Genomic DNA, 22,231 nt, shown 5'->3' on the forward strand with positions numbered 1-22,231 from the left:
TCCTGAGTGTGCTAGAATCGCCGCCAATTAATAGATTTTGCCTATTTGATTGTTTTACGAAAATGCTAACAGTCTTATAGCAGTTTAACCGAGTGATAGAGGTGTGAAATGCGGGTTGTACTAGGTATAGAGTACGATGGTAGTCAATATTTCGGATGGCAACGTCAGGCGGAAGTTGACACAGTACAGGCGCGTTTAGAAAAGGCATTATCCAAAGTCGCCAATGAGCCTATCGCTGTGCAATGTGCAGGGCGCACCGATGCCGGTGTTTCGGCCACAGGTCAAGTGGTTCACTTTGAAACCAACGCTATACGTAAAGACACTGCATGGACCTTGGGTGTGAATGTTCACCTTCCTGATAATATCGCTGTGCGCTGGGTAAAAGTTGTTGATGATGAGTTTCACGCTCGCTTTACTGCAACTGCAAGACGTTACCGTTACATGATTTATAATCACCAATTACGCCCTGGTATTTTGCGTGGTGGCGTGAGTCACTACCCAGGTGATATTGATGAAACTAAAATGCATCAAGCGGCTCAATACCTATTAGGTGAGCAAGACTTTACTAGTTTCAGAGCTGTTCATTGCCAATCGAATACGCCATTTCGCTGCGTGCACGAAGTCAATGTGACTCGCCAAGGTATGTATATTTGTGTTGATATTAAAGCCAATGCATTTTTGCATCACATGGTGCGTAATATTGTGGGATCTTTGCTGGAAGTCGGTTACGGCAATCAACCTATCGAGTGGATTGAGCAGTTACTTGCGCTGAAAGATAGAAATCAAGCCGCAGCAACAGCCAAGCCGAACGGTCTGTATTTAGTTGATGTGACCTATCCTGAGAGTTACCAATTACCAAAGCTCGCCCTAGGGCCGTTATTTATGTTGGATTAATCCAACTTGCTTTGAATGCCTTTTTGTAACGTAAGCTTGCAACCTTTTACGATGTTAATGGATAAATTTTGTGATTGAAAACGATACACTTATGCAAGCTGCGCCGCCAAGCGGAGCAGCGCTAACCACTTGGTTAGATTTTTTACTCGCTATACACCCAACTGAAATTGATATGGGGTTAGCGCGAGTGCAGGCAGTGGCAAAGCGTATGGAGCTTGACCACTTAGCTGACACAAAAGTCGTGACGGTTGCAGGGACTAACGGTAAAGGCACAACTTGCGCCATGATTGAAGCCGCACTGCAATTGTCTGGTAAAAGTGTTGGCGTATATAGCTCGCCTCATTTGCTTAATTACAATGAGCGAGTGCGGATCAATGGTGTTGATGCAACTGATGTGGCATTAGTTGCAGCGTTTGAAGCGATTGAATTAGCAAGAGCTGAGATCTCATTAACTTTCTTTGAGTACGCAACGCTTGCTGGTTTGTATTTATTTAAAGCAGCCAAACTTGATGTTGTGTTACTCGAAGTCGGTCTTGGCGGTCGCTTAGATGCTACAAATTTAATTGACGCTGACATTGCAGTTGTCACTTCAATTGATTTAGACCATCAAGAGTATTTAGGTGATACCCGGGAGCTGGTTGGCGCAGAAAAAGCAGGAATTTTTAGAGCAAACAAACCGGCTATTGTTGGTGAGGGAGATTGCCCAGAATCATTAATTCAAGTAGCTGAAAATACCGGCGCGTTATTGTATCGAGTTGGCAGCGAGTTTAGCTATCAATGTACGGCACAAGATTGGCACTACCAAGGTCAGCGGTTTAATTTAAGTCAACTTCCATTGCCGTTTTTGCCGCAACCTAATGCTGCAACCGTTATCGCGGTACTAGAGCATTTATGTCCGACTATTCCTGCGGCGATAGTTGCTAAAGCGGTTGGCGAAACTCAGCTTGCAGGTCGATTAGAGCATTTGAGTCAGTCACCAAAGGTTATTGTGGACGTTGCCCATAATCCTCATGCAGCCCGTTATTTAAAGTCGCGTTTAGCGGCAATGCCAAAAGCGCGTTTATTTGCGCTTTGCGGCATGTTAAAAGATAAAGATGCACGCTCAGTATTACAAGTGCTAGCTACAGATGTGGATGAATGGTTTTTATGTGATTTAGCTGGGCCTCGCGGCGCATCAGCGATTGAGCTAAATGCACTTATGCCTCAAGGCGCAAGTGCACAAACATTTGCGCAGATGCAAGATGCTTGGCAGGCTATTAAAGCTCAGTTACAAGCCGATGATGTTGTTATTGTTTTTGGCTCGTTTTACACAGTAGCGGGTTTTAAAGATTTGTTTAAGGGGGAAGAGCTTGTCTAGTCAATTTCAAAACCGTCTAGTGGGCGTCATTGTAATTGTGGCACTAGGGGTTATATTTTTACCCGATATATTGGATGGCAAAAAACAGCGCGAAGAGGAGCAGTTTGCAGAAATTCCCCTAAGGCCTGAAATAGAACAAAGCAGTTTATCTGAGCAAGACAACTTGCCTGATCAAGATATTAATTCACTTGATCTTGGTGAGGGCGAAACTGCGGACTCAAATGGTGATGATTCTTGGCATATCGCTGAAACTGAAGAGGCTAATGAAGCGCAATCGGCTGCCAAAGCTCCAGCAACTGAGTCAGCTAAAGTCACTGAAAAAGTGGTCGCAAAAACTGAAGCTAAACCGCAACCAAAGCCAGTAACAAAACCTTCTGCCGCGTGGACGATTCAGCTAGGCAGTTTCAATAATGCCGCCAACGTTAAAGGTCTTGTTAATCGACTCAGAGCAAAAGGCTTTACTGCTTATACTTTGCCAACAAAGCCTGTTGATGGCCAGTTAACTAAAGTGTTTGTTGGGCCCAATATCTCCAAAGATAAATTGAGCCGTATGCAGAACGATATCTATAAACTCACAGAGCTAAAAGGGCGCATTGTTGCCTATAATCCTGTGGAAAAATAGTAAATTGCGATTGTCTTTATCAGAGAAAAAGTTATTTCGTTGCCAAAGGGTGAGAAATAACTCTGTCTCTGATAGAATCGCGCCGTCTTAACCCCTTTGCTGGATTATTTCTTAAATGGTTTGGATTGATTACGCCATCATTATCGTTATCGGACTATCAACTCTGATAAGTTTGGTCCGTGGTTTTGTAAAAGAAGCCATGTCTCTCGTTGTTTGGTTTGCCGCCTTTTTTATTGCAAGCCAGTTCTATCTTAAGCTCGCAGAACATCTCACTCAGATGCAGGATGAAATGGTACGTAATGGTGTAGCCATTGCTATCTTATTTGTCGCAACGCTGGTGCTTGGCGCATTAGTTAACTACTTAATTGGTCAATTGGTTTCTAAAACCGGATTGTCAGGCACAGATAGAGTATTGGGCTTATGTTTTGGTGCGCTTAGGGGCGCATTAATCGTTAGCGCGTTACTGTTTTTTATGGATGCTTTTACCGGAGCACCCAACACAGATTGGTGGCAGGATTCTACACTCGTGCCCGAATTTGGAGTTGTGATCCAGTGGTTTTTTGACTACGTGGAAAACACCTCAAGCTTTGTACCCAAAATATAAAATGCATTAAAGCATTACTTGGTCATAGTCGAGTTTAGATAAGCGATTACGGCAATAAATATTAAATAATAGAACATCTTACAATGAGGAAACTCACCCATGTGTGGTATCGTCGGAATAGTAGGTCAGACATCGGTTAATCAAACCATTTATGATGCACTGACCGTGCTTCAGCATCGTGGACAGGATGCTGCAGGCATTGTGACTGTAGATGGCTATGCGTTTAGATTACGTAAAGCTAATGGTTTGGTTAAGGATGTTTTTGAGCCAAAGCATATGCAACGCCTGCAAGGTAATTCAGGTATAGGGCATGTGCGTTACCCTACGGCAGGTAGCTCAAGTGCGTCAGAGGCGCAGCCGTTTTATGTAAACTCGCCATTTGGTATTTCACTTGCTCATAATGGTAACTTAACCAACACGGTTGAGTTGCATGAGCGCCTAGTGAAGCAACGCCGTCACGTTAATACGACTTCTGACTCTGAAGTGCTACTGAACCTGCTAGCCGACGAGTTACAAAATACCACCACTCACAATCTAAGCCCTGATGAAGTGTTTAATGCCGTCACCCAAGTTCACGAATTAACCCGCGGTGCTTATGCGGTTGTGGCAATGATTATCGGTCAGGGCTTGGTTGCATTTAGAGACCCATTTGGTATTCGTCCACTTGTGCTAGGTAAGCACGAAACTGAGACAGGTACTGAATATATGGTTGCCTCTGAAAGCGTAGCACTTGATGCTGTTGGCTTTGAGTTTATGCGCGATGTTGCACCTGGTGAAGCTGTTTATATTACCTTAGAAGGTGAGCTTTACACCCGCCAATGTGCACATTCTCCAAGCTATGCACCGTGTATTTTTGAGTTCGTTTACTTTGCCCGTCCGGATTCGACCATTGACAACATTTCTGTTTATAGCAGCCGTGTGAATATGGGGACTATGCTGGGTGAGAAGATCAACAAAGAATGGGAAGATCACGATATTGATGTGGTTATTCCAATCCCAGAAACCTCGTGTGATATCGCCTTAGAGATCGCTCGCCACATGGACTTACCTTACCGCCAAGGTTTTGTGAAAAACCGTTATATCGGCCGTACCTTTATTATGCCGGGTCAGCAAGAGCGTAAAAAGTCAGTACGTCGTAAACTTAACGCTATTAACGCTGAGTTTAAGGGCAAAAACGTCTTGCTGGTTGATGACTCAATTGTTCGTGGCACTACGTCTGAGCAGATCATTGAGATGGCGCGTGAAGCAGGTGCTAACAAAGTGTACTTTGCATCAGCAGCCCCTGAAATTCGCTTCCCGAACGTATACGGCATTGATATGCCAACCACTAATGAGCTTATTGCCCACGGTCGTGATGTTGAAGAGATCACCAAGCTAATCGGTGCCGATGGCATGATTTTCCAATCGCTACCGGATCTAATTGAAGCGGTACGTAAAGAAAACCCAGCGATTAAGCGTTTTGAAACCTCTGTATTTGACGGTAAATATGTTACTAACGACGTAAACCAAGAATACCTAGATTATATTACGCAATTGCGTAACGATGACGCTAAAGCTAATCGCAGTAAAGATATTGGCACTAACTTAGAGATGCATAACGTTTGTCATCCATAATAAAGCCTGTTAGCCTCGAAAGAGGTTGACGAAAAAGCCGAGCAATTGCTCGGCTTTTTTTATACATCGATTTCAAGCTCTAGAATAAATGCATGGCCCAAACTAACATCCAGCTTGCAAAAAGTAGGCTGCAGGGTCTTTTATCAAAACCATGGCCAATCTTAAGACCAATTAAGCTGCTAATACAGGTTAATGGCACGATAAGGCTGGTCAGTAATAGCGGCGCGGCACCTAAGGTTAAATGTACAAATGGAGAGAGTATTAATAGCCAAGATGTGACTAATAAAAAATGAAATAGCATCAATTTATCGAGCCTAACTCCATGGTTACTTAAAGTCGCTAACATCTTTATCCCCCCTGTTTAAGATATCGCCATTAGAGCACTTAATGAGAATGGTTCTCAACTAAATTTACAATCTTTGAGCAGGCAGTTCATTTCAAATGGCAAACTCGCTTGAGTTATCGGCTTTTGTTTGCACCTTCAAGTACTTCAATGTACAGTTACTGTTAATTTATACAGTAATCTTTTTGTTACCGATGATCTTATATATTGCTGAAAAACCAAGTTTGGGCAGGGCGATAGCCGATGTTTTACCTAAGCCATTAAAGAAAGGTGATGGTTTTATTCGTGCAGCCAATGGCGACTGTGTTTCGTGGTGTGTCGGGCACCTGCTTGAGCAAGCTGAGCCAGATGCTTACGCTCCAGAATACAAATCTTGGAAGTTCGAACATCTACCAATCGTTCCTGAAACTTGGAAGATGAAGCCTAAGTATAAGATGCGTGGCCAAATTGCTGTACTTAGAGGTCTAGTTAAAGAAGCAAGCCAGCTAGTTAACGCAGGCGATCCTGATAGAGAAGGTCAGCTTTTAGTTGATGAGATCATTGCTCACCTTGGGGTTAAAGGCGCTAAATTACAAAATGCACAACGATTATTGATAAGCGACTTAAACCCGCAAGCGGTGAAAAGAGCTTTAGGCCAATTACGCTTAAATAAAGAGTTTGTGCCTTTATCAACGTCAGCATTAGCGCGTTCTCGTGCTGACTGGTTATATGGCATGAATATGACCAGAGCTTATACCATTCAGGGACGAAAAGTCGGTTATCAAGGTGTGTTATCAGTTGGCCGAGTGCAAACGCCTGTGCTTGGGCTTGTGGTGCGCCGTGATGCCGAGATTGCCGAATTTGTTTCTAAGCCTTTTTATGAGGTGTTAGCGCACTTAGCGACAGATAAACAAGAACGCTTTAGCGCTAAATGGCAACCTAGTGAAGCCTGTCAGCCCTATATGGATGAGGAAGGGCGAGTACTGTCTAAAGGCTTAGCGCAAAATGTAGTAGGGCGGATAAACGGCCAAAACGGCACTGTCGAAAAAGTTGTCGCACAAGATAAGAAACAAAATGCCCCCCTGCCATATAGCTTATCTGCACTGCAAATTGACGCCGCTAAACGTTTTGGTATGAGCGCCAAAGCGGTGCTTGATACCTGTCAGTCATTGTATGAAAAACATAAGCTTATTACTTATCCACGCTCAGATAGCCGTTATCTACCTGTAGAGCAGCATGGCTTAGCGCCAAGTGTTGTACGTGCCGTTATGAGTGGGGCGAGCGAGCTAGTGGCTGGCTGTGATGACCCAAATACCAAGTTAAAATCTAAAGCATGGAACGATAAAAAAGTCGACGCGCATCATGCGATTGTGCCGACAGAAAAAACCGCCAATTTAGCCAGTTTAAGTCAGGCAGAGAAACAGTTATACCTGCAAATTGCGCGGCAATACCTGATGCAGTTTTACCCCGCGTATCTTTATAAAGAGACCCAAGTCGACATTATTATTGCCGGTGGTTTATTTAAAACTAAGGCCAAGCAAGAAGTTGCCTTAGGTTGGAAACAGCTGTTAAAGCAAAGCAAAGATAAAGAGAGTCGTAATACAAGCAGCGACCAACAAACCGATGATGACGAGCATCTGGCTAATATACCAGCGCTGAAAAAAGGCCAAGTATTACTTTGTGAGCGCGGCGAATTACTCGAAAAACAAACTCAGCCACCAAAGCATTTTACTGATGCGACCTTGCTTAGTGCGATGACGGGGATTAGCCGCTATGTGACCGATCCTGAAATTAGAAAAATCCTTAAAGATACAGATGGTTTAGGGACTGAAGCAACACGTGCGGGGATCATTGAGTTGTTATTTAAGCGCACTTATTTAACACGCCAAGGTAAGTCCATCTTAGCAACTGAAGTCGGTAAGGGATTAGTCAATAGCTTGCCACAAAGTGCCACTACGCCAGATATGACTGCGTTATGGGAGAATAATCTCGATGCGATAAGTCGTAAAGAGGCCAAATATCAAAACTTTATGCAGCCATTAATTAACTCAATCCATGCTCTAATTGAACAAGCTGGCGCGCAATTACCAACATCATTACAAGGAGTAAAATCTCCTGATGCAGGTTTAAAAAAGCGCCGTTCATCAGCGAGAAAAAGTACATCAACTAAAGGTGTCAGCGCTACAACGAAAAGTGCTAGAGCAAGCTCATCAAGAAGTAAATCGACTAAAGCCGCTGCAACAAAGAAACGTTAATTGGGTATAAAGCTAATCAGCGCTATGGCTGAGTAGCTTTATATCGCATTTAGAGCGTCTATTTAAAGCGGTGATACGTTAGCTTTAAGCACTTTTAGCAAGGTTTGGTAACGTGCAGGTAGCTGGCGATTACGCTTATTGACCAAATAGAGTTGCTCAGTCACTTTTTGTGGTGCTTGATGTAAAGTGAGCTCTTGCTTGTGAATAAAACTGTCGAAAGCACTTTTAGGGAGCACAGTAAAACCAATGCCTTGCGATACGGGTAATAGAATTTGGCTGAGTTGATTGACATAACTTGCGGTGGGTAGTTTGTCGATATTGATGTCGGCGAATTCGGCTACGCCACATTGGTCAAAGTAGAGTGATAAGTAATGGGCTGAGTCAGGATGTTTTACTACGCCACATTCCATCAGAGTTTGTGCGGTAACTTGTTTACCTTCAAAGTGCTTTGGCAAAATCAGGCATAAATATTCACAGCCTAATGGTTCAATATTAAACTCACAGGCGTTTGGTTTATGGGTCACAATGCCAAGATCAATACTCGCTTCAGTTATGTCTTTTAGGACTTTGCTATTTGGCGCCGCCTCTAGATGAATGGATAAATTGGGGTGGCGCTGCTGCAACTTGAGTAATTCAGGGTAATACAGCAATGCTAAAGAGCCTGAGCAGGATAGACGGCATTGCCCTGAATAGGGATCATCAAAGTTTAAACTTTCGATAAGCTTAGCTTCATGTTGCGCCACATCTAGCGCATATTGGTAAACTTGCCTACCTTGTTCGGTGATCTCAAATTGCTTGTTAATACGCTTAATTAGCGGGTGGCCGCAAGCTTGCTCTAACTTTTTAATTTGCTGGCTAACACCTGGTTGAGTCATATATAACTTTTCAGCTGTTTGAGTAAAGTGGCCAACATCAATGAGTGTTTTAAAGGTATTGAGCCAAGTAGGATTGAGCATGTTAAGGCCTTACTGTGATCTGAGATTCACTAAGATACACAAGAATTGAATTAAGCTGATAAGTTAAATAATAATTTACCATTATTGAAATGAGAAGTATTGATAAGTTTAACCCTACAAATAGGCGATAATAGTGACAAGTTGAGCTATTTATCGTGTAGATTTAGCCGGTTAATTTTAGAGATTAAAATGATGAATATTGAATTTAGTAACGGCCAATTAGCCCCACAATTACAAGTGCAGTTATCAGCTGGGTTTGAATCTCATAGCCAGCAACAATTGGCACCTGCATATGAACAGCAACGCCTTAATTGGACAGTGCAAGATGAACACGGCAATCTTGTCGCAGCCTTAACCGCTGATCTACTTTGGGATTGGTTATATATTGATGAACTGTGGGTTGCTGATAGTTGTCGTGGCAGCGGTATGGGAAGGCAGTTGATGCAACAAGCAGAGTTATACGCTGTGAGCGAAAAGCTGTCCGGTTTATGGCTGTGGACTCAAAGCTGGCAAGCGCCAGAGTTTTATCAGCGTTTAGGCTTTGAGGAGTTTACTCGTTTTGAAGGTTTTCCTACAGGACATAGCCGCATAGGGTTACGCAAATATTTACAGGTTCAGGGTTAACCCGTTTTAACTATGTTAAGGTTTGAGCCATAATTCTAATCTGTATCATTTTGACTAAGCAAAGGATTTGCGATGAAATATGTTCCCGCTATGGTATTAGGCTTGATTGCGGCCGGCCTACCTGCCGTTACCTTTAGCATTGCTGCGAGTTATTCGCCACTATTGAGTTATTTAATTGAGGTGGAGGGCTTAAATAGCAATAGCCCTGAGTGGTTGCTAGTCATACTGCAAGATAGTGCTATTACGCTTTTGAGCGCAGTGGCGATTGTCTTTATTTATCGACGACTATTAAGCCAATTTCCATTTAATTGGTTGGCAATTATCTTAATGCAATTACCTCTATCGCTGCTGGTGATAGAGGTGAATGGTTTACCAATTGATTTTGCAAATCTGTATGAGCTTTCAAAATCGCTGCCTACGCTTATTAATGTAATTGCTATTGTATTGATATATAAGCTGTTTAAGCTGATTGATAACAAACAAGCCACTGTAAACAGTGGCTTGTAGTGGTTTATTGCACCAAACTGAGTTAATCAGTTAATCAGTTAATCAGTTAGTCAGTTTCAATTAAGTTAGTAATGGCTCTTGAAATCAGATCTTTTTTCATCTTTGTCGGTGTCACTTTTTGGTTAAACCAAAAGCTCATTGGCTGTTCAAAACCTATGCCATGCATATAGTTGTAAATCGCTTTACGCAGACCTTCACCGAGCATTTCATGGTCAGTGCCCGTCGGATCGGTAAAATTAACATCGTTTTCAGCAAATAAGATTTCTGGTCGCTCTTCAAGTGTGATACCAAATTGCTCAGGATTAATGCCTATCGGGCTGTGCACTGTTGCAACAAAGCGATGCCAGTATGCTGATTGGAAGCAGCCTTGCTGCATCATTTGGCGCACCATCTCTAATGAGTCGACAGTTTCTTGCTCAGTTTGTGTTGGGAAACCATACATAAGGTAAGCATGCACCAAAATACCTGCATCACTAAAGGCTTTAGTCACTTGCGCAACTCGCTCAACACTGACGCCTTTTTTCATTAGTTTTAATAAGCGATCTGACGCAACTTCAAGACCACCACTGACAGCGATACAACCAGAATCAGCTAACAACTGGCAACGGGCTTTGCTAAAGGTGCGCTCAAAACGAATATTACCCCACCAACTGATCACCACTCCGCGCTCGATAAGTCTTTTGGCCATGGTAAATAACAGCTTTGGCGGTAATGCTTCGTCAACAAAATGGAAGCCTGTCTCACCGGTTTCTTCGATGAGTTGCTCAATTCTGTCTACCAACACATCTGCACTCGCGGAGTCAAAACGGTCGATATAATCTAGGCTAACATCGCAAAAGCTGCATTTCCGCCAGTAGCAGCCATGGGCAATGGTTAATTTGTTCCAGCGACCATCGCTCCAAATTCTGTGCATAGGGTTGAGCATTTCACACAAAGAGAGGTATTCATCCAGCGGTAAGCCATCGTAAACAGGCGCACCAACATCTGATTGCGGAATATCGTGTAGCTCAGCATTTTCATTAAAGTGAACATAGGCTTCGCCATTTTCATCTTCAGCAAGGAAGTAAGTGCGAACCAAGTCGTCGACTTCACGCTGACCTTGAAAGTACTCTAACAGGGTAATAAAAGGTCGCTCGCCGTCATCGAGACAGATAAAGTCAACAAACTCAAATACCCGAGGATCTTTTAAGGCACGAAGCTCGGTATTGATAAAACCACCGCCCATAACAATTGGGATCTCTGGGTTGATAGCTTTACAGGTTTGCGCAATTCGCAGCGCTCCTAGCATATTACCGGGGAACGGTACGGTTAATGCGACTACGCTAGGTTGGGTTTCTTCAAGGTATTGCTCAACAAGTTGCTCTAAGATCTCTGAACTAAAGCTAGGCTCATCCATCAAGGTGTCATAGAGGTTATCAAAGCTTGGGTTTGCCGCGGCTAATTGCTCCCCGTAACGGCTTACTTCAAAGTAAGGGTCAACACCTTGGGTAATAACAGTTGAAAGGTCATTAATAAATAAGGTTGCTAAATATTTTGCTTTGTCTTGTACTCCAAGGTTACCAAATGCGGCTTGAAGTACATCACCTGATACGGCTTCCATTTGTGCAATGGTGTCAAAGGCAGGTCCTTCAGGTAAAAAGCGGCGCGAATTAATGCGCATAGCAAGGCTTGGATCTTTGCCTTGTAAAAAGCGAATTGCTGGCTCTACGGTGAGATGGTAACGGTCAAATTCAGCCAAAAAGTTAAAAATCGCATCGGGCAGTTCATCGTCTTCAAAATGTTCAAAGTTTTGTTCTACGTGCTGACGAATAACTTCAAGCGCCGGTGCGGTCATCATCTCAAGAAAGAGTTCAATCGCAGGATCACGTTGCACCGCCTCATAGCCACGAGAGCGTAAAAAGCCCGTTAAATACGCTGTTGCCGGGTAGGGCGTATTTAGCTGGGTCATAGGTGGAGTCATTAGAAGAACGGTCATAGCCTGCCTTAAATAGTAAAACTTTGGGACTCAATACCACGCTGTTTTTGTGGTTCAGAGTGGGGCAGTCATGTCGCTGCCAAAAAATTAGCACGGATTCTAGCAAATGTACTCGCTAAAAACCCGTTTATTAGTGGATATTCGAGTAAGTTTGGCGTCATGATTCTGTTGCAGAAGGCGACAAATTATTATGGTGTACTGAAGATGAAGGCTTTCGGTGGCGATGAATTTTTAACGTTATATCTCGGTAATTATCGATTTTTGTATTGATTACATATTGGGTCATATTCAAATCCGCTAGCAGCGAGTTTTTGCTCAAGTAACTTGCTATCAATATCTAAGTCGTAAAACAGTGCTTGCTGGTCTTTACAATTTAAACGTAGGTGTTCGTTTGCAATACCGACGAGGACTTCGGCAGATAGTGTATCGAGCTTATCAATATTCATAATGGCTCCGTCGTTACTTTTAGTTGGCTTTTTCACCTTCAAAGTATGAATCGTGAAATGCAAAATTGCCAATGTGAGAGCACGGAGAGAGAGTCATTTGTGTAGTAAAAACTAGCTGTAATTTTTACACAAAAAAAAGCAAGTCTTGGTTAAGACTTGCTAAAGTGATACAGGTGAGGAACAGATTACATAATGTCGTATTAAGCTTAAGCCTTTATTAATTAACGCAGCTTTTCCCCACGATTAATTGTAATTAATCTATCTAGAATATGTTCACCATCCATACGGATCCCATTGTGTTCATACTCGGAGGTAACCCAGTATTTTAAGTTGCCAACTTGGGTGGCTGTTTCTAAGCTGTACCGCATCTCAACAAACATATCTTCACTGTATATTGCGGCCGTAACAGGCACTTTGTTGGTGGCAAGTTTGTCTAAATCATAAAGCATCGGCCAGTCTTGCTTTTGCGCCAATGCATCAGCAGCCTGCTTTAACGGTTTTAAATTATTAAATTGCTCAAACATCCACGGATAGACCATTTCACCAGTAAATAAAAATGGTTTATCCGCTTGATAATTAAACTCTGCAAACTCATTTCTTACTCGGTGCGCCGCCCAATTTGACGCAGTGTTTTGACAGTAGATTGACTCATGCAATAAAGCAAAAATAGGGTTGGTATTAAAGTCGAGTAACTGGCAGAAATGTGCCAAAAATAGCGGATTAACTTGAGTGCCAGATGGCGTATCAATTAACGCTTGCTCCAATAGGTAGTAAACGCTTTCAGGCCCTTGCTCCATGCCAATATTAATGCCCAGTAATTGCAGCATTTCAATGGTTAAACGCTCACCGGTTGCTAAAATCACTTCGTTGCTTTCTATATGGCTTGCCAGTGATTTAACCAGTGTTTGTGCGTCGGTAAACCTGCTGAAGAAATCTTGGTTTTTTGCCAAAACGCGCTTATAGGTTGCTTGGTAAACCTCATCAGCGTGACGAGTTAGCGACGGTATACCGCCGGTAATATAAGCTTCTGCTAGCCCCTCTGGCGCATCACTTAAATATTTTAAGACACAAAAGCCACCAAAGCTTTGCCCAAGAATTGTCCACTTTTGATTGTCAGTCAGCTGCTGACGAATAGCCTCTGCATCACGAATAATATTGTCGGCCCTAAAGTGGCTTAAATATTGTGTTTGTTCATCGCTTGTAAGGTGCGACAAGCTAGCAAAGTTAACTGGCGTTGAAAGGCCTGTGCCGCGTTGGTCGAGCAATAACACGCGATATTCTTGCAGGGCACGCTTAATCCAGCCGCCATTTGCTGCTGGGCGCACAGCACCAAAACCTGGCCCCCCTTGAAAGAATACAATAAAGGGCAGGTCTTTATCGCAGTTATCAGGGCTTGATATTTCACGTGCAAATACGCTGATTTTCTCGCCATCAGGGCGTTGGTAGTCTAGAGGTAAACTAAAATAATGCTTACGGGCAATCATACCTGCGAAAGTAAGCTGAGCTGAACAAGCTGAGTTCATGGTATCGACCTTTTCAATGCGCTAGTAAGTGAGCACCGCGAGATGGAGTCGGCGATTAATCGCACTGGATAAAATCATCAAGCTATTGTGCTGGTTGCGCTGATTGTATACCAAATATGAGGCATTAATCAGGATTATCTAAATGGAAACAAATTGCCACAAAGCGACGGGTGCAGAGTAAAAAATATAATGCAGTTTTTGTGAGCTATGGGGCAAATTATCCTAATAATAGATAGTGGAATTGGCCAACATAACGTACCCTTTAGCCATTCACAGCGAAAAAGAGCCTTAGGTGTTTATCGATGAAGTATCAGTTAATACCCGTTACCCCATTTCAGCAAAACTGTAGTTTAATTTGGTGTTCAGAAACCATGAAAGCGGCGGTTGTCGATCCTGGTGGAAATATTGAGCGTATTTTAGAAGAAGCAGCCAAAAATAATGTGGTAGTGGAAAAGGTATTGCTGACTCATGGCCATATTGATCATGTTGGTGGCGCGGCAGCGTTAGCTGCACAACTTAATGTGCCAATCGTTGGTCCACATAAAGCTGATGACTACTGGTTAGACAGTTTACCAAAGCAGAGCCAGCATTTTGGTTTTGTTCATTGCGATGCGTTTACGCCTGCTCAGTATTTAGAAGAAGGCGATGAGGTTACCGTTGGTAATCAAGTATTAAAGGTATTACATTGCCCTGGGCATACGCCGGGCCACGTGGTGTTTTTTGCAGAGTCGAGCAAAACTGCATGGGTTGGGGATGTATTATTTAGAGGCTCAATTGGTCGCACAGACTTCCCGTTATCTAATCATCAGGATTTAATTGACTCGATCACCCAAAAGTTATGGCCTTTAGGTAAAGATGTGCAGTTTATTCCCGGTCATGGCCCATTATCGACTTTTGGTGATGAGCGTTTGCAAAACCCATTTGTTGCTGATCAGCTGTTTGGGTAAATAAGAATCAATTTAGATTGGTTATATTTGCTAGGCCATAGTTGTAAGCAAAAGAGCTCATAACTGTAGCCTAAAAACGAAGCGCCTTCTGGCGCTTTTTTGTTTTCAGCATTCAAGTATTCTTTGACACACAGATTGGCTGATCTGGAGCATCAGTTTTAAACAAACTTTTAATGCTTGTATTGTTAATAATTAATATAGCTGAGTAGCTATTTGTAGGTACTTTTACTACAAAATTTAAGTTTTTGTGCGATAAATCGACGTTTGAGTACAGGAGTTAGGTCTAGATCGTGTTTTTTTACAGATAAAAAAGGTAGTTTAGCTAGCCTGAATTTAACTCACTAACAAAGTATGTCACTAATCGTTAGTCAGTGAGTTGAGCGTTACGTGAGTTATACGTTAAGAGGTGAGCTATGGAACATCGTTGGCAAATTGCTATATCAGCTGGATTACTCGCAGGTATTTGGGCGGGGGTTGCGGACGCGCTTCATTTAGTAACTTGGATTGGTTTTTTAAGCTGTAGCACTTTTTTTGCTCAAACGCATTCAGGCCTAAAAGGCATGTTTATGGCGATGAGTACCAATTTATCAGGTGTATTCTGGGGCTGGTTAATCATCTCTGGTAGTAGCTTCTTTGTATCTCCGTTATTTGGCTACATTTTCACGGCTATTGCTACTTCGGCTATGTGTTTGCAGGCGAGCTACCAAAAGTTGGCATTTATTCCCGGCGCATTTATCGGTTGTTGCATCACCTTTGCTATGGGCGGTGATGTCGCTGCGATTATTCCACCATTATTGATAGGGGCGGTTTTAGGTTACAGCATGAGTTTGCTAACAGGCCAGTTGATAACCTTAACCAACAAATTTCAAGGCGTTACGCCAGAGCCAACTGTTGAAGAGTCGTAAGGATTTATTTTTAAATCGCTAATGACACTGAGATTTAACTCGGACATATAAAAAATGCCAGCAATATTGCTGGCATTTTTTATATGTAACCTCAATTAGAGCCTAACTTTTAGTTTGGTCTTTAGGTTTACTTATAGCTATAAAACTAGCTAAATGTGCTCCAGATAGGCGCATGATCAGATGGCTTTTCAATACCGCGTAAATCGTAGTCTACATCTGATTCAACAAGACGTTCTGCAAGTGATTTAGTGGCTAACACTACGTCAATACGTAGGCCACGGTTATCATCAAAACCTTTGCTGCGATAATCAAACCATGAGTATCGCTCAGTGCGTGTTGGATGAAGTTCGCGGAAAGTATCGACCAAGCCCCAATCCATTAAGGTTTTTAGCCATTCACGCTCTTCAGGTTGGAAACTACATTTACCGGTTTTCAGCCAACGCTTGGCATTTGGCTCACCAATACCAATATCTAGATCTACAGGTGAGATATTGATGTCACCAATAATTGCGATATCTTCGTCAGCACTGTGGTGTTCATTTAAGTACTGCATAAGATCTTTGTAGAACTTACGCTTAGCAGGGTATTTAGTCTCGTGGCTGATGTTATCGCCTTGAGGAAAGTAACCGTTAAGTACCGTTAGTGGACGCCCATTTTCTTGAGTAAAAGTTCCTATAATCATACGACGCTGTGCATCGTCTTCATCTGTTGGAAAACCTTTTTGTAGTTTGACGGGCTCAGCCTTTGATAGCATTGCAACGCCGTAATGGGCTTTGCCGCCATGGTAATGCACTTTGTAGCCCATAGCTTCAACATCAGCAACTGGAAACGCTTCATCATGCACTTTGGTTTCTTGTAGACCAATAATATCAGGCTGATGGCTATCAATTAGTGCCTGTAATTGGTGCAATCTTGCGCGCAGTCCGTTGATGTTAAATGAAACAATTTTCATTATTAGGTCCTTTTATTAAGGTAAAACCAATTTGTAAGGTTTTACAATCACGCTTTCATAAACGCCAGCTGCGATATATGGATCAGCATCCGCCCAGCACTGTGCATCTTCAAGCGATGCAAAGTCCGCAACTACCAATGAGCCAGTAAAGCCTGCTTCACCAGGATTTTCACTATCAATTGCAGGATGAGGGCCGGCAATGAGTAAGCGTCCTTCATCTGCTAGTGTTTGCAAGCGAGCCAAGTGGTCTGCGCGAACGGATAGACGTTTTTCTAAGCTATTTTCAATATCTTGCGATGAAATCATATACCACATTATTTGAGTTCCTTACGATCTTCTTCAGACATGTTTTTAAATAAGTAAATAACGGTTAGTACGGTATTAAGCAATGTGAGTGCCGTTAAGCCAAATACTTTAAAGTTAACCCAGGTTTCTTGCGAAAGGCTAAATGCTACATAGACGTTAACTAAGCCACAAATCACGAAAAATGCTACCCAGTACCAAGTAACGTGGGCCCAGATCTTGTCTGCAACCACGAGCTCTTTGCCGAGCATGCTTTTTAAAATCGGCTTTTTCATTAATTGGCTAATAGCTAACGCAATCGCGAATAGGGCGTAAACTATGGTCACTTTCCATTTGATAAATGAGTCATCATGTAAAATGAGGGTGAGCGAGCCAAATACGCTAACCATTACAAAGGTTATAAGGTGCATCTTTTCAAGCTTTTTATAAAGCATGTAGCTGATGACAAGTTGTAATGCGGTTGCTGCTATCAAGGCGCCACTGGCAATGTAAATATCGAAAAACTTGTAGACTGCAAAGAAGATCACAAGAGGTAAAAAGTCGAGCAACTGTTTCATAGATTTGTATCAGTTAGAATGAATTTAACTGTGGCTGAGTGTAGCATGCAAGCCTAACTGGCAAAAGTGAAAGGCTTATCATCAGCGCAGCTTGTTGTCGTAGTTGAGGAGATGAAACGCAGATGGTTAAAAATCGCTTATTAAGTAACATATAACCAGCGTTTATTGAGCAAAACTCGGCAGTCATGCCAAGAAACACCCTAAGATACGCGATTGAAAAGCTTGATCCGCAAACGAGGCTATATTTAATGGGAAATAAACTTTGATTGATGAAAGTCCCCTTTAAAATATAGAGTTAACCCCTTAATTAGTGGTTTCTTATCTCTTGCCTTATTTCTTAGTTGTGACTTTATATCCTTTTTCTAAAGTGATAGGTTATTTAACAATTTAAAAACAAAGGAATGTTTATGAAAGCCCTAAATATAGTCGTTTTACTAATGTTATTTATACCTCAACTCGGTAATGCAAGATCTATTTATGGAGAAGTGTTAGTTACTAACCTTCAAGGTCAAGATTCAATGTTATGGAGTCGAATTTCAGAAAAACAGACTCTGTATCCCATTGAACTTGCTAGAACTAGTGTCACTGGCTGCAGCGTTATATCATTTGATATCTCTGAAGAAGGGAGAGCAGAAAATCTTAAAGTAGAAAGCTCTGTACCTAAAAAGCCCCTAGCGAAATTCGCTCTTAAAGCTGTAAAACGCATGGACTGGGAGTTATTGGGTGAGAATACTGCAAGAGCAGAAAAGCGCATTATCCGTTTAGATTATTGCTTAGGTGATATTTCTACCGAGGCAACGAAAGAGCAATGCGCGAAGCAAGTTCTGTTAAATTGTGCATAGCATTAAGTACAGCTGTTTTTCTGCACTAAAGTTTTGTTTAGCATGTATTGATTTAGGAGTCGCTGTACTTGGCGTTAGACTAGTGGTATTTTCACTCGAGATCTGCTTTCTGAAACTAGGGTCAGCAATTGAATTACAGTCTATGGCTTAAAAATAAGTATCCTCAATTAAAATACACTTCTAGTGCAGATACTTATGCGCTTATTAATCTAGCTAAATCGACGAGTCGATTTTTACGTTTTTTGTTATCAACGTCATTTTTAGTCATTGTAATTGTTTTACTTAATACCGTATTAGCGGCAAATGGTGTTGTGCCATTTGAAGAGTTTAGTTACTGGTTATGTTTTGTGCCGGTCGTTACCTTTGGTAGCTTATGTACCACAAAGCTTGATCAAAGGATTATTAAGTATCAACTGCATAAAATCATGCGTTATAAGTTAGTATGAGGCTTATCTTGCTGAGTCGAGGATAGTTGAGTTAGGGCTTAGGCTAAAGCTGATTGAGATATAGAATTTTGACATTAAAAAGGCCCATTCATTATTGATGAGTGGGCCTTTTTAGTTTTGCCGATAACCCCAGAGTTATCTTTCATTGTGACAATTAATTAAGCTGCTTACTTAAGCGCTAAACCTTGATAAGTCTGGCTTAACTCAGCCATTTCAACCGAAGGTACAATCACTTTATCTTCAAGTAGTAGATCGGCAACGCTTTGGTCGAATGAGCGGTAATGTAGTTTAGTCTCAACACTGTAGTCTGTTACACCTGCTGGTAGGCTGAACGGGTACTTAACTGTTTTAGACCCTTTTGCAGGGATTGTGTTTTGTACTGAGAAGCTAGCCACTTTCCATGGTTTGTGTTCAGACTTGCCATGCACATCAACCGCAGTGTCTTGGAAAATAACAGTACCTTCTGGTAACGCGTTTTCAGCCGTTAATGTACCAGAGCGTAAAAGCTCTTTGCCATTTACATCACGAACGATAACTTCCAACCAGATCTGGCGGATAAAGGTTAAGCTAGTTGGTAAATCATGGCCAGCGCGGCGGTTAAATACGGTAACTTCTAATACTGGAGCATTGGCAGAACCTGTTACTTTAGCTTCAAGTGCTGCAGCAGACTTTAAGCGCTTAACCGCTTCATCTGCGTGAGCTTGGCCGTTTTTAACTCCTAAAAGTGGAGCGATAACAGCATTACCACCCACAAAACCATGGTCGTGCACTAAGCTACGCACAGGGCCGCCACGTGCAGCTTTACCACCTAAGCGGTGCTCTTCAAGCTTTTTAGCCGGTAGCATTTCGTCTGCAACGCGCATTGCTGTTTCAACAGGCACCATGTGACAGTCTTGACATTGAATGTCTGCTGCGGCGTATGGTGATTTCTTCCACTCGTCATAGGTATGTTCAAGGGCAAAGTTGTCGTGAACAGGGTTAAATACGTTGTGGCAGTTAGCGCAGAATTCAGACTTAGTATGTAGCTCTGAGTATTCAGCCTTATGGCCACGTGGCTTAGCATCGTCAAATGGGCCACGTTTAACTTTGTCGTTAGCGATTTCTAATGAAGCATTACCATGCTCACCCATAGCTGTGTGTTGCATGTTGGTATCAACCACGCTGTGGCACACTTCACACGATACGCCTTGATTCGCGATTGCTTGAGTGGTGAAACCACCAAACTTGCCTGATTCAGATTTAAATTCAACCGTTTGAGTAACAGTACCTAGCACTGTATGACAGCCACCACAAAGGTTTTTAGCTGCGCCGTTAGTTTCTTTCTCACCCATAGCCCACTCAGCTTGGAACACTGGATCGATAAAGGCGATTGAATGCATCGAACCTTGCCAGCCGTTCCATTGACGAGGGTGACAGCCTTTACAAGTGTTTGAGTCGCGCCATTGTTTTAACTCAGGCTTTTTATCACCTTCAACACTTAGGTATGACGGCGCAAATTCCATCTCTTTTTCGGCGTGAGCTAGCACAGGCATAGCGCACAAAAGCGCTAAAGCTAGGTATGTTTTTTTCATGTGGTTATTTTTATCCAATAACTAACTAAATTACTCGAAAGCTCAATCTAAACAATCACTGTAGATTGGCAGGTGTCAGCCTAGTCAGGCGTGAGCATAGTAATGAAATCTTCAAAAGGGTTCTGCAAGCTGCAGCACATAAAGTTATTGAATTAATTTACATTTCTTGAGCTTTCTCAAGAAATTGAATAAAAATAAACAATTTGCTACCTAGAATAACCAATACTTGATAGGAGAGCTTAAAAGTACAAATTAAACGCATGTTTATTAATGAGTTAGCAAGTTAGATGCTAGGAACATATTTTATGTTTAGTCATATTGAAGTGATTGTGGTTAATAGTGGTTAAGTCGTTTGTTAGCATCTGCAAGTCGGGGAAAATCTGGCTAACAATGATGAGAGAAAAGCTTATACACGGGATTAAATTACTAAAAAGCGGATTAAAATCACCCTTAGCGGCTAAACTCAAGTATCATAGGCACATGAAAGATGAAAATAATACAGATGTAAGATTGGTTGATTTACACAGCCATACGACCGCATCCGATGGTCAACTGTCCCCTTCAGAATTGGTTGAGCGTGCGATATCTAAAGGCGTGCAAATGTTTGCCATTACAGATCACGACACCATAGATGGATTAAAAGAAGCTCACCATTTTAATCAGCGTCATGACACACCTTTAGAACTTATTAATGGGGTTGAAATTTCAACTCGCTGGAATAATTTTGATATTCATATCGTTGCGCTCAATGTTGATATCGATAATGTCGAGTTGGCCGCATTTTTAGTTAACCAACGTGAGCTACGATCAAGTCGTGCTAAAGAGATAGGTGAGCGCTTAGCTAAAGCCGGTATTGAGGGCGCTTATGAAGGTGCTAAAGGTTACGCGGGTGAAGCTGCCATTAGTCGCGGGCATTATGCGCGCTGGTTAGCTGAAAAGGGCTATGCCACTAATACCGCTAATGTATTTAAAAAGTATTTAGCCCGCGGTAAAACCGGCTATGTGCCTAACAATTGGGGCGATATGGCCAGTGCCATAGACATAGTTCACCAAGCGGGTGGGGTCGCGGTACTTGCCCATCCAAGTGGCTACAAATTATCGGCTAAATGGCTTAAGCGTTTAGTGCGTGAATTTAAAGAGGCTGGTGGTGATGCAATGGAAGTGGTGTTAGGCCAGCAAACCATTGATGATCGTAACAACCTCATCTCGCTTAGCATAAATAATGGCTTAACGTGCTCGTTAGGCAGCGATTTTCATTTTCCAGGTAGCTGGATTGAGATCGGCAAAAATATGTTCCAACCCCAAGGCGTAAATTGGGTTTGGCATTCAGAAAAATGGAAGGTAGTGCAATGAGTCAGTTCTTTTATATGCATGAGGAAAACCCTCAAGCGCGCTTAATTAGTCAAGCAGTGAACGTCATTAAAAGCGGTGGTGTCATTGTTTATCCAACGGATTCAGGTTATGCCCTTGGCTGCTTGATTGGTGACAAAGATGCAATGAGCAAGATTGCTCGCATTAGACAGATTGAAAATGATCATAACTTTTCACTCATGTGCCGCGATCAGTCTGAACTTGCTAATTATGCTCGTGTAGACAATCAGGCATACCGCTTACTTAAGCAAAATACACCAGGCCCTTACACCTTTATCTTTAAGGCTTCAAAAGAGGTACCTAAAAGATTACAAAACCCAAAGAAGAAGACTATAGGTATCCGTGTACCTGATAACGTGATTGCTCTGGCTTTGCTTGAAGCGCTAGACGAGCCGTTAATGTCGACCAGTTTAATTCTGCCTGGGCAAGACTTCACTGAGTCAGATCCTGAGCATATCCGTGACATCTTAGAACACCAAGTTGACTTGATTATTCATGGTGGTTATCTAGGTGAAAAACCAACGACAGTGATTGATTTATCGGATGATACGATTGAAGTTATCCGTGAAGGTGCTGGCGACGTAACACCGTTCCTTTAACGCGATTACTGCGGCGCGATTAATTGCCTGCGTTGATGG

General features: G+C 42.3%; 23 protein-coding genes. 14 read left to right on the forward strand and 9 right to left on the reverse strand.

Features of this window, described 5'->3' with window-relative positions:
• Nucleotides 1-108 precede the first annotated feature (108 nt).
• From truA to purF, 5 genes are all read left to right on the forward strand, one after another.
• Complete coding sequence (gene truA / locus L2740_RS11910) at nt 109-894, forward strand: tRNA pseudouridine(38-40) synthase TruA (protein ID WP_248950423.1); 786 nt, start codon at nt 109-111, stop codon at nt 892-894.
• 91 nt (nt 895-985) lie between these two features.
• On the forward strand, nt 986-2,251 hold the full coding sequence (folC, locus tag L2740_RS11915; protein WP_248950450.1) for a bifunctional tetrahydrofolate synthase/dihydrofolate synthase: 1,266 nt from the start codon (nt 986-988) through the stop codon (nt 2,249-2,251).
• Nucleotides 2,244-2,873, forward strand: coding sequence for a cell division protein DedD (dedD, locus tag L2740_RS11920; RefSeq protein ID WP_248950424.1), 630 nt, complete (start codon nt 2,244-2,246; stop codon nt 2,871-2,873). Before folC ends, dedD begins: the two co-directional genes overlap by 8 nt.
• A 115-nt stretch (nt 2,874-2,988) precedes the next feature.
• Complete coding sequence (locus L2740_RS11925; protein WP_248469273.1) at nt 2,989-3,477, forward strand: CvpA family protein; 489 nt, start codon at nt 2,989-2,991, stop codon at nt 3,475-3,477.
• A gap of 99 nt (nt 3,478-3,576) precedes the next feature.
• Complete coding sequence (purF, locus tag L2740_RS11930) at nt 3,577-5,091, forward strand: amidophosphoribosyltransferase (RefSeq protein ID WP_248950425.1); 1,515 nt, start codon at nt 3,577-3,579, stop codon at nt 5,089-5,091.
• Nucleotides 5,092-5,170: 79 nt separating this feature from the next.
• On the opposite strand, the gene L2740_RS11935 is transcribed toward purF, so the two are convergent.
• Entirely contained in the window at nt 5,171-5,437 is a 267-nt protein-coding gene (locus L2740_RS11935) for a hypothetical protein (RefSeq protein WP_248950426.1), read from the reverse strand.
• 191 nt (nt 5,438-5,628) lie between these two features.
• Between L2740_RS11935 and L2740_RS11940 the strand changes: the two genes are divergently transcribed.
• Entirely contained in the window at nt 5,629-7,668 is a 2,040-nt protein-coding gene (locus L2740_RS11940) for a DNA topoisomerase III (protein WP_248950451.1), read from the forward strand.
• A 62-nt stretch (nt 7,669-7,730) separates the two neighbouring features.
• Here the strand turns inward: L2740_RS11940 and L2740_RS11945 are convergent, their stop codons facing one another.
• Complete coding sequence (locus tag L2740_RS11945; RefSeq protein WP_248950427.1) at nt 7,731-8,624, reverse strand: LysR family transcriptional regulator; 894 nt, start codon at nt 8,622-8,624, stop codon at nt 7,731-7,733.
• A 189-nt stretch (nt 8,625-8,813) separates the two neighbouring features.
• On the opposite strand from L2740_RS11945, the gene L2740_RS11950 reads away from it, so the two are divergent.
• Both L2740_RS11950 and L2740_RS11955 read left to right on the forward strand, forming a co-directional pair.
• Nucleotides 8,814-9,248: a GNAT family N-acetyltransferase gene (locus L2740_RS11950; protein WP_248950428.1), complete on the forward strand. Its 435-nt coding sequence runs from the start codon at nt 8,814-8,816 to the stop codon at nt 9,246-9,248.
• A 72-nt stretch (nt 9,249-9,320) separates the two neighbouring features.
• Nucleotides 9,321-9,755 (forward strand): hypothetical protein, encoded by a 435-nt coding sequence (locus L2740_RS11955; protein ID WP_248950429.1) that lies wholly within the window; start codon nt 9,321-9,323, stop codon nt 9,753-9,755.
• Nucleotides 9,756-9,801: 46 nt separating this feature from the next.
• Here L2740_RS11955 and L2740_RS11960 read toward each other — a convergent pair whose 3' ends face one another.
• The 3 genes from L2740_RS11960 to L2740_RS11970 all read right to left on the reverse strand — a co-directional run bounded on the left by L2740_RS11960 (nt 9,802) and on the right by L2740_RS11970 (nt 13,699).
• Nucleotides 9,802-11,730, reverse strand: coding sequence for a B12-binding domain-containing radical SAM protein (locus L2740_RS11960; RefSeq protein WP_248950430.1), 1,929 nt, complete (start codon nt 11,728-11,730; stop codon nt 9,802-9,804).
• Between the two features lie 251 nt (nt 11,731-11,981).
• Nucleotides 11,982-12,176, reverse strand: a complete 195-nt coding sequence (locus L2740_RS11965; protein WP_248950431.1) for a DUF4250 domain-containing protein — start codon at nt 12,174-12,176, stop codon at nt 11,982-11,984.
• 221 nt (nt 12,177-12,397) lie between these two features.
• Complete coding sequence (locus tag L2740_RS11970) at nt 12,398-13,699, reverse strand: alpha/beta fold hydrolase (protein ID WP_248950432.1); 1,302 nt, start codon at nt 13,697-13,699, stop codon at nt 12,398-12,400.
• Between the two features lie 302 nt (nt 13,700-14,001).
• Here L2740_RS11970 and L2740_RS11975 point away from each other — a divergent pair, with 302 nt between their 5' ends.
• Together L2740_RS11975 and L2740_RS11980 are read left to right on the forward strand one after the other, a co-directional pair.
• The gene (locus L2740_RS11975) at nt 14,002-14,646 is read left to right on the forward strand and encodes an MBL fold metallo-hydrolase (RefSeq protein ID WP_248950433.1); all 645 of its coding nucleotides are present in this window, start codon (nt 14,002-14,004) and stop codon (nt 14,644-14,646) included.
• Nucleotides 14,647-15,059: 413 nt separating this feature from the next.
• A complete protein-coding gene (locus tag L2740_RS11980; protein ID WP_248950434.1) occupies nt 15,060-15,551 on the forward strand; it encodes a DUF1097 domain-containing protein in 492 nt (163 codons plus the stop codon).
• A 145-nt stretch (nt 15,552-15,696) separates the two neighbouring features.
• Here L2740_RS11980 and xthA read toward each other — a convergent pair whose 3' ends face one another.
• From xthA to L2740_RS11995, 3 genes are read right to left on the reverse strand one after another with little or no spacing between them, the layout of a single operon-like run.
• Nucleotides 15,697-16,503, reverse strand: a complete 807-nt coding sequence (gene xthA / locus L2740_RS11985; protein WP_248950435.1) for an exodeoxyribonuclease III — start codon at nt 16,501-16,503, stop codon at nt 15,697-15,699.
• 15 nt (nt 16,504-16,518) lie between these two features.
• Nucleotides 16,519-16,818: a YciI family protein gene (locus L2740_RS11990; RefSeq protein WP_248950436.1), complete on the reverse strand. Its 300-nt coding sequence runs from the start codon at nt 16,816-16,818 to the stop codon at nt 16,519-16,521.
• Nucleotides 16,818-17,363, reverse strand: coding sequence for a septation protein A (locus L2740_RS11995; protein ID WP_248950437.1), 546 nt, complete (start codon nt 17,361-17,363; stop codon nt 16,818-16,820). Before L2740_RS11995 ends, L2740_RS11990 begins: the two co-directional genes overlap by 1 nt.
• Before the next feature lie 407 nt (nt 17,364-17,770).
• Here L2740_RS11995 and L2740_RS12000 point away from each other — a divergent pair, with 407 nt between their 5' ends.
• Both L2740_RS12000 and L2740_RS12005 read left to right on the forward strand, forming a co-directional pair.
• On the forward strand, nt 17,771-18,205 hold the full coding sequence (locus L2740_RS12000) for an energy transducer TonB (RefSeq protein WP_248950438.1): 435 nt from the start codon (nt 17,771-17,773) through the stop codon (nt 18,203-18,205).
• A 128-nt stretch (nt 18,206-18,333) separates the two neighbouring features.
• Complete coding sequence (locus L2740_RS12005; RefSeq protein WP_248950439.1) at nt 18,334-18,651, forward strand: hypothetical protein; 318 nt, start codon at nt 18,334-18,336, stop codon at nt 18,649-18,651.
• Between the two features lie 167 nt (nt 18,652-18,818).
• Here the strand turns inward: L2740_RS12005 and L2740_RS12010 are convergent, their stop codons facing one another.
• Nucleotides 18,819-20,222 (reverse strand): multiheme c-type cytochrome, encoded by a 1,404-nt coding sequence (locus L2740_RS12010; protein WP_248950440.1) that lies wholly within the window; start codon nt 20,220-20,222, stop codon nt 18,819-18,821.
• 480 nt (nt 20,223-20,702) lie between these two features.
• Between L2740_RS12010 and rnm the strand changes: the two genes are divergently transcribed.
• Entirely contained in the window at nt 20,703-21,575 is an 873-nt protein-coding gene (gene rnm, locus L2740_RS12015) for an RNase RNM (protein WP_248950441.1), read from the forward strand.
• Nucleotides 21,572-22,192, forward strand: coding sequence for an L-threonylcarbamoyladenylate synthase (locus tag L2740_RS12020; protein WP_248469255.1), 621 nt, complete (start codon nt 21,572-21,574; stop codon nt 22,190-22,192). The genes rnm and L2740_RS12020 overlap by 4 nt, the downstream gene beginning before the upstream one ends.
• Nucleotides 22,193-22,231 lie beyond the last annotated feature (39 nt).

Origin of the sequence: Shewanella pneumatophori, assembly GCF_023283895.1 — a bacterium.
GTDB lineage: Bacteria > Pseudomonadota > Gammaproteobacteria > Enterobacterales > Shewanellaceae > Shewanella > Shewanella pneumatophori.

What these genes read in the sequence shown, in the direction of transcription:
- L2740_RS11935 (WP_248950426.1), bottom strand. Translation starts at nt 5,437, where the DNA reads ATGTTAGCGACTTTAAGTAACCATGGAGTTAGGCTCGATAAATTGATG.
- L2740_RS12000 (WP_248950438.1), top strand. Translation starts at nt 17,771, where the DNA reads ATGAAAGCCCTAAATATAGTCGTTTTACTAATGTTATTTATACCTCAA.
- truA (WP_248950423.1), top strand. Translation starts at nt 109, where the DNA reads ATGCGGGTTGTACTAGGTATAGAGTACGATGGTAGTCAATATTTCGGA.
- L2740_RS11965 (WP_248950431.1), bottom strand. Translation starts at nt 12,176, where the DNA reads ATGAATATTGATAAGCTCGATACACTATCTGCCGAAGTCCTCGTCGGT.
- folC (WP_248950450.1), top strand. Translation starts at nt 986, where the DNA reads ATGCAAGCTGCGCCGCCAAGCGGAGCAGCGCTAACCACTTGGTTAGAT.
- L2740_RS12010 (WP_248950440.1), bottom strand. Translation starts at nt 20,222, where the DNA reads ATGAAAAAAACATACCTAGCTTTAGCGCTTTTGTGCGCTATGCCTGTG.
- L2740_RS11990 (WP_248950436.1), bottom strand. Translation starts at nt 16,818, where the DNA reads ATGTGGTATATGATTTCATCGCAAGATATTGAAAATAGCTTAGAAAAA.
- L2740_RS11940 (WP_248950451.1), top strand. Translation starts at nt 5,629, where the DNA reads ATGATCTTATATATTGCTGAAAAACCAAGTTTGGGCAGGGCGATAGCC.
- L2740_RS11980 (WP_248950434.1), top strand. Translation starts at nt 15,060, where the DNA reads ATGGAACATCGTTGGCAAATTGCTATATCAGCTGGATTACTCGCAGGT.
- L2740_RS11975 (WP_248950433.1), top strand. Translation starts at nt 14,002, where the DNA reads ATGAAGTATCAGTTAATACCCGTTACCCCATTTCAGCAAAACTGTAGT.
- rnm (WP_248950441.1), top strand. Translation starts at nt 20,703, where the DNA reads ATGAAAGATGAAAATAATACAGATGTAAGATTGGTTGATTTACACAGC.
- L2740_RS12020 (WP_248469255.1), top strand. Translation starts at nt 21,572, where the DNA reads ATGAGTCAGTTCTTTTATATGCATGAGGAAAACCCTCAAGCGCGCTTA.
- L2740_RS11970 (WP_248950432.1), bottom strand. Translation starts at nt 13,699, where the DNA reads ATGAACTCAGCTTGTTCAGCTCAGCTTACTTTCGCAGGTATGATTGCC.
- L2740_RS11950 (WP_248950428.1), top strand. Translation starts at nt 8,814, where the DNA reads ATGATGAATATTGAATTTAGTAACGGCCAATTAGCCCCACAATTACAA.
- xthA (WP_248950435.1), bottom strand. Translation starts at nt 16,503, where the DNA reads ATGAAAATTGTTTCATTTAACATCAACGGACTGCGCGCAAGATTGCAC.
- L2740_RS11960 (WP_248950430.1), bottom strand. Translation starts at nt 11,730, where the DNA reads ATGACCGTTCTTCTAATGACTCCACCTATGACCCAGCTAAATACGCCC.
- L2740_RS11945 (WP_248950427.1), bottom strand. Translation starts at nt 8,624, where the DNA reads ATGCTCAATCCTACTTGGCTCAATACCTTTAAAACACTCATTGATGTT.
- L2740_RS11925 (WP_248469273.1), top strand. Translation starts at nt 2,989, where the DNA reads ATGGTTTGGATTGATTACGCCATCATTATCGTTATCGGACTATCAACT.
- L2740_RS11995 (WP_248950437.1), bottom strand. Translation starts at nt 17,363, where the DNA reads ATGAAACAGTTGCTCGACTTTTTACCTCTTGTGATCTTCTTTGCAGTC.
- L2740_RS11955 (WP_248950429.1), top strand. Translation starts at nt 9,321, where the DNA reads ATGAAATATGTTCCCGCTATGGTATTAGGCTTGATTGCGGCCGGCCTA.
- purF (WP_248950425.1), top strand. Translation starts at nt 3,577, where the DNA reads ATGTGTGGTATCGTCGGAATAGTAGGTCAGACATCGGTTAATCAAACC.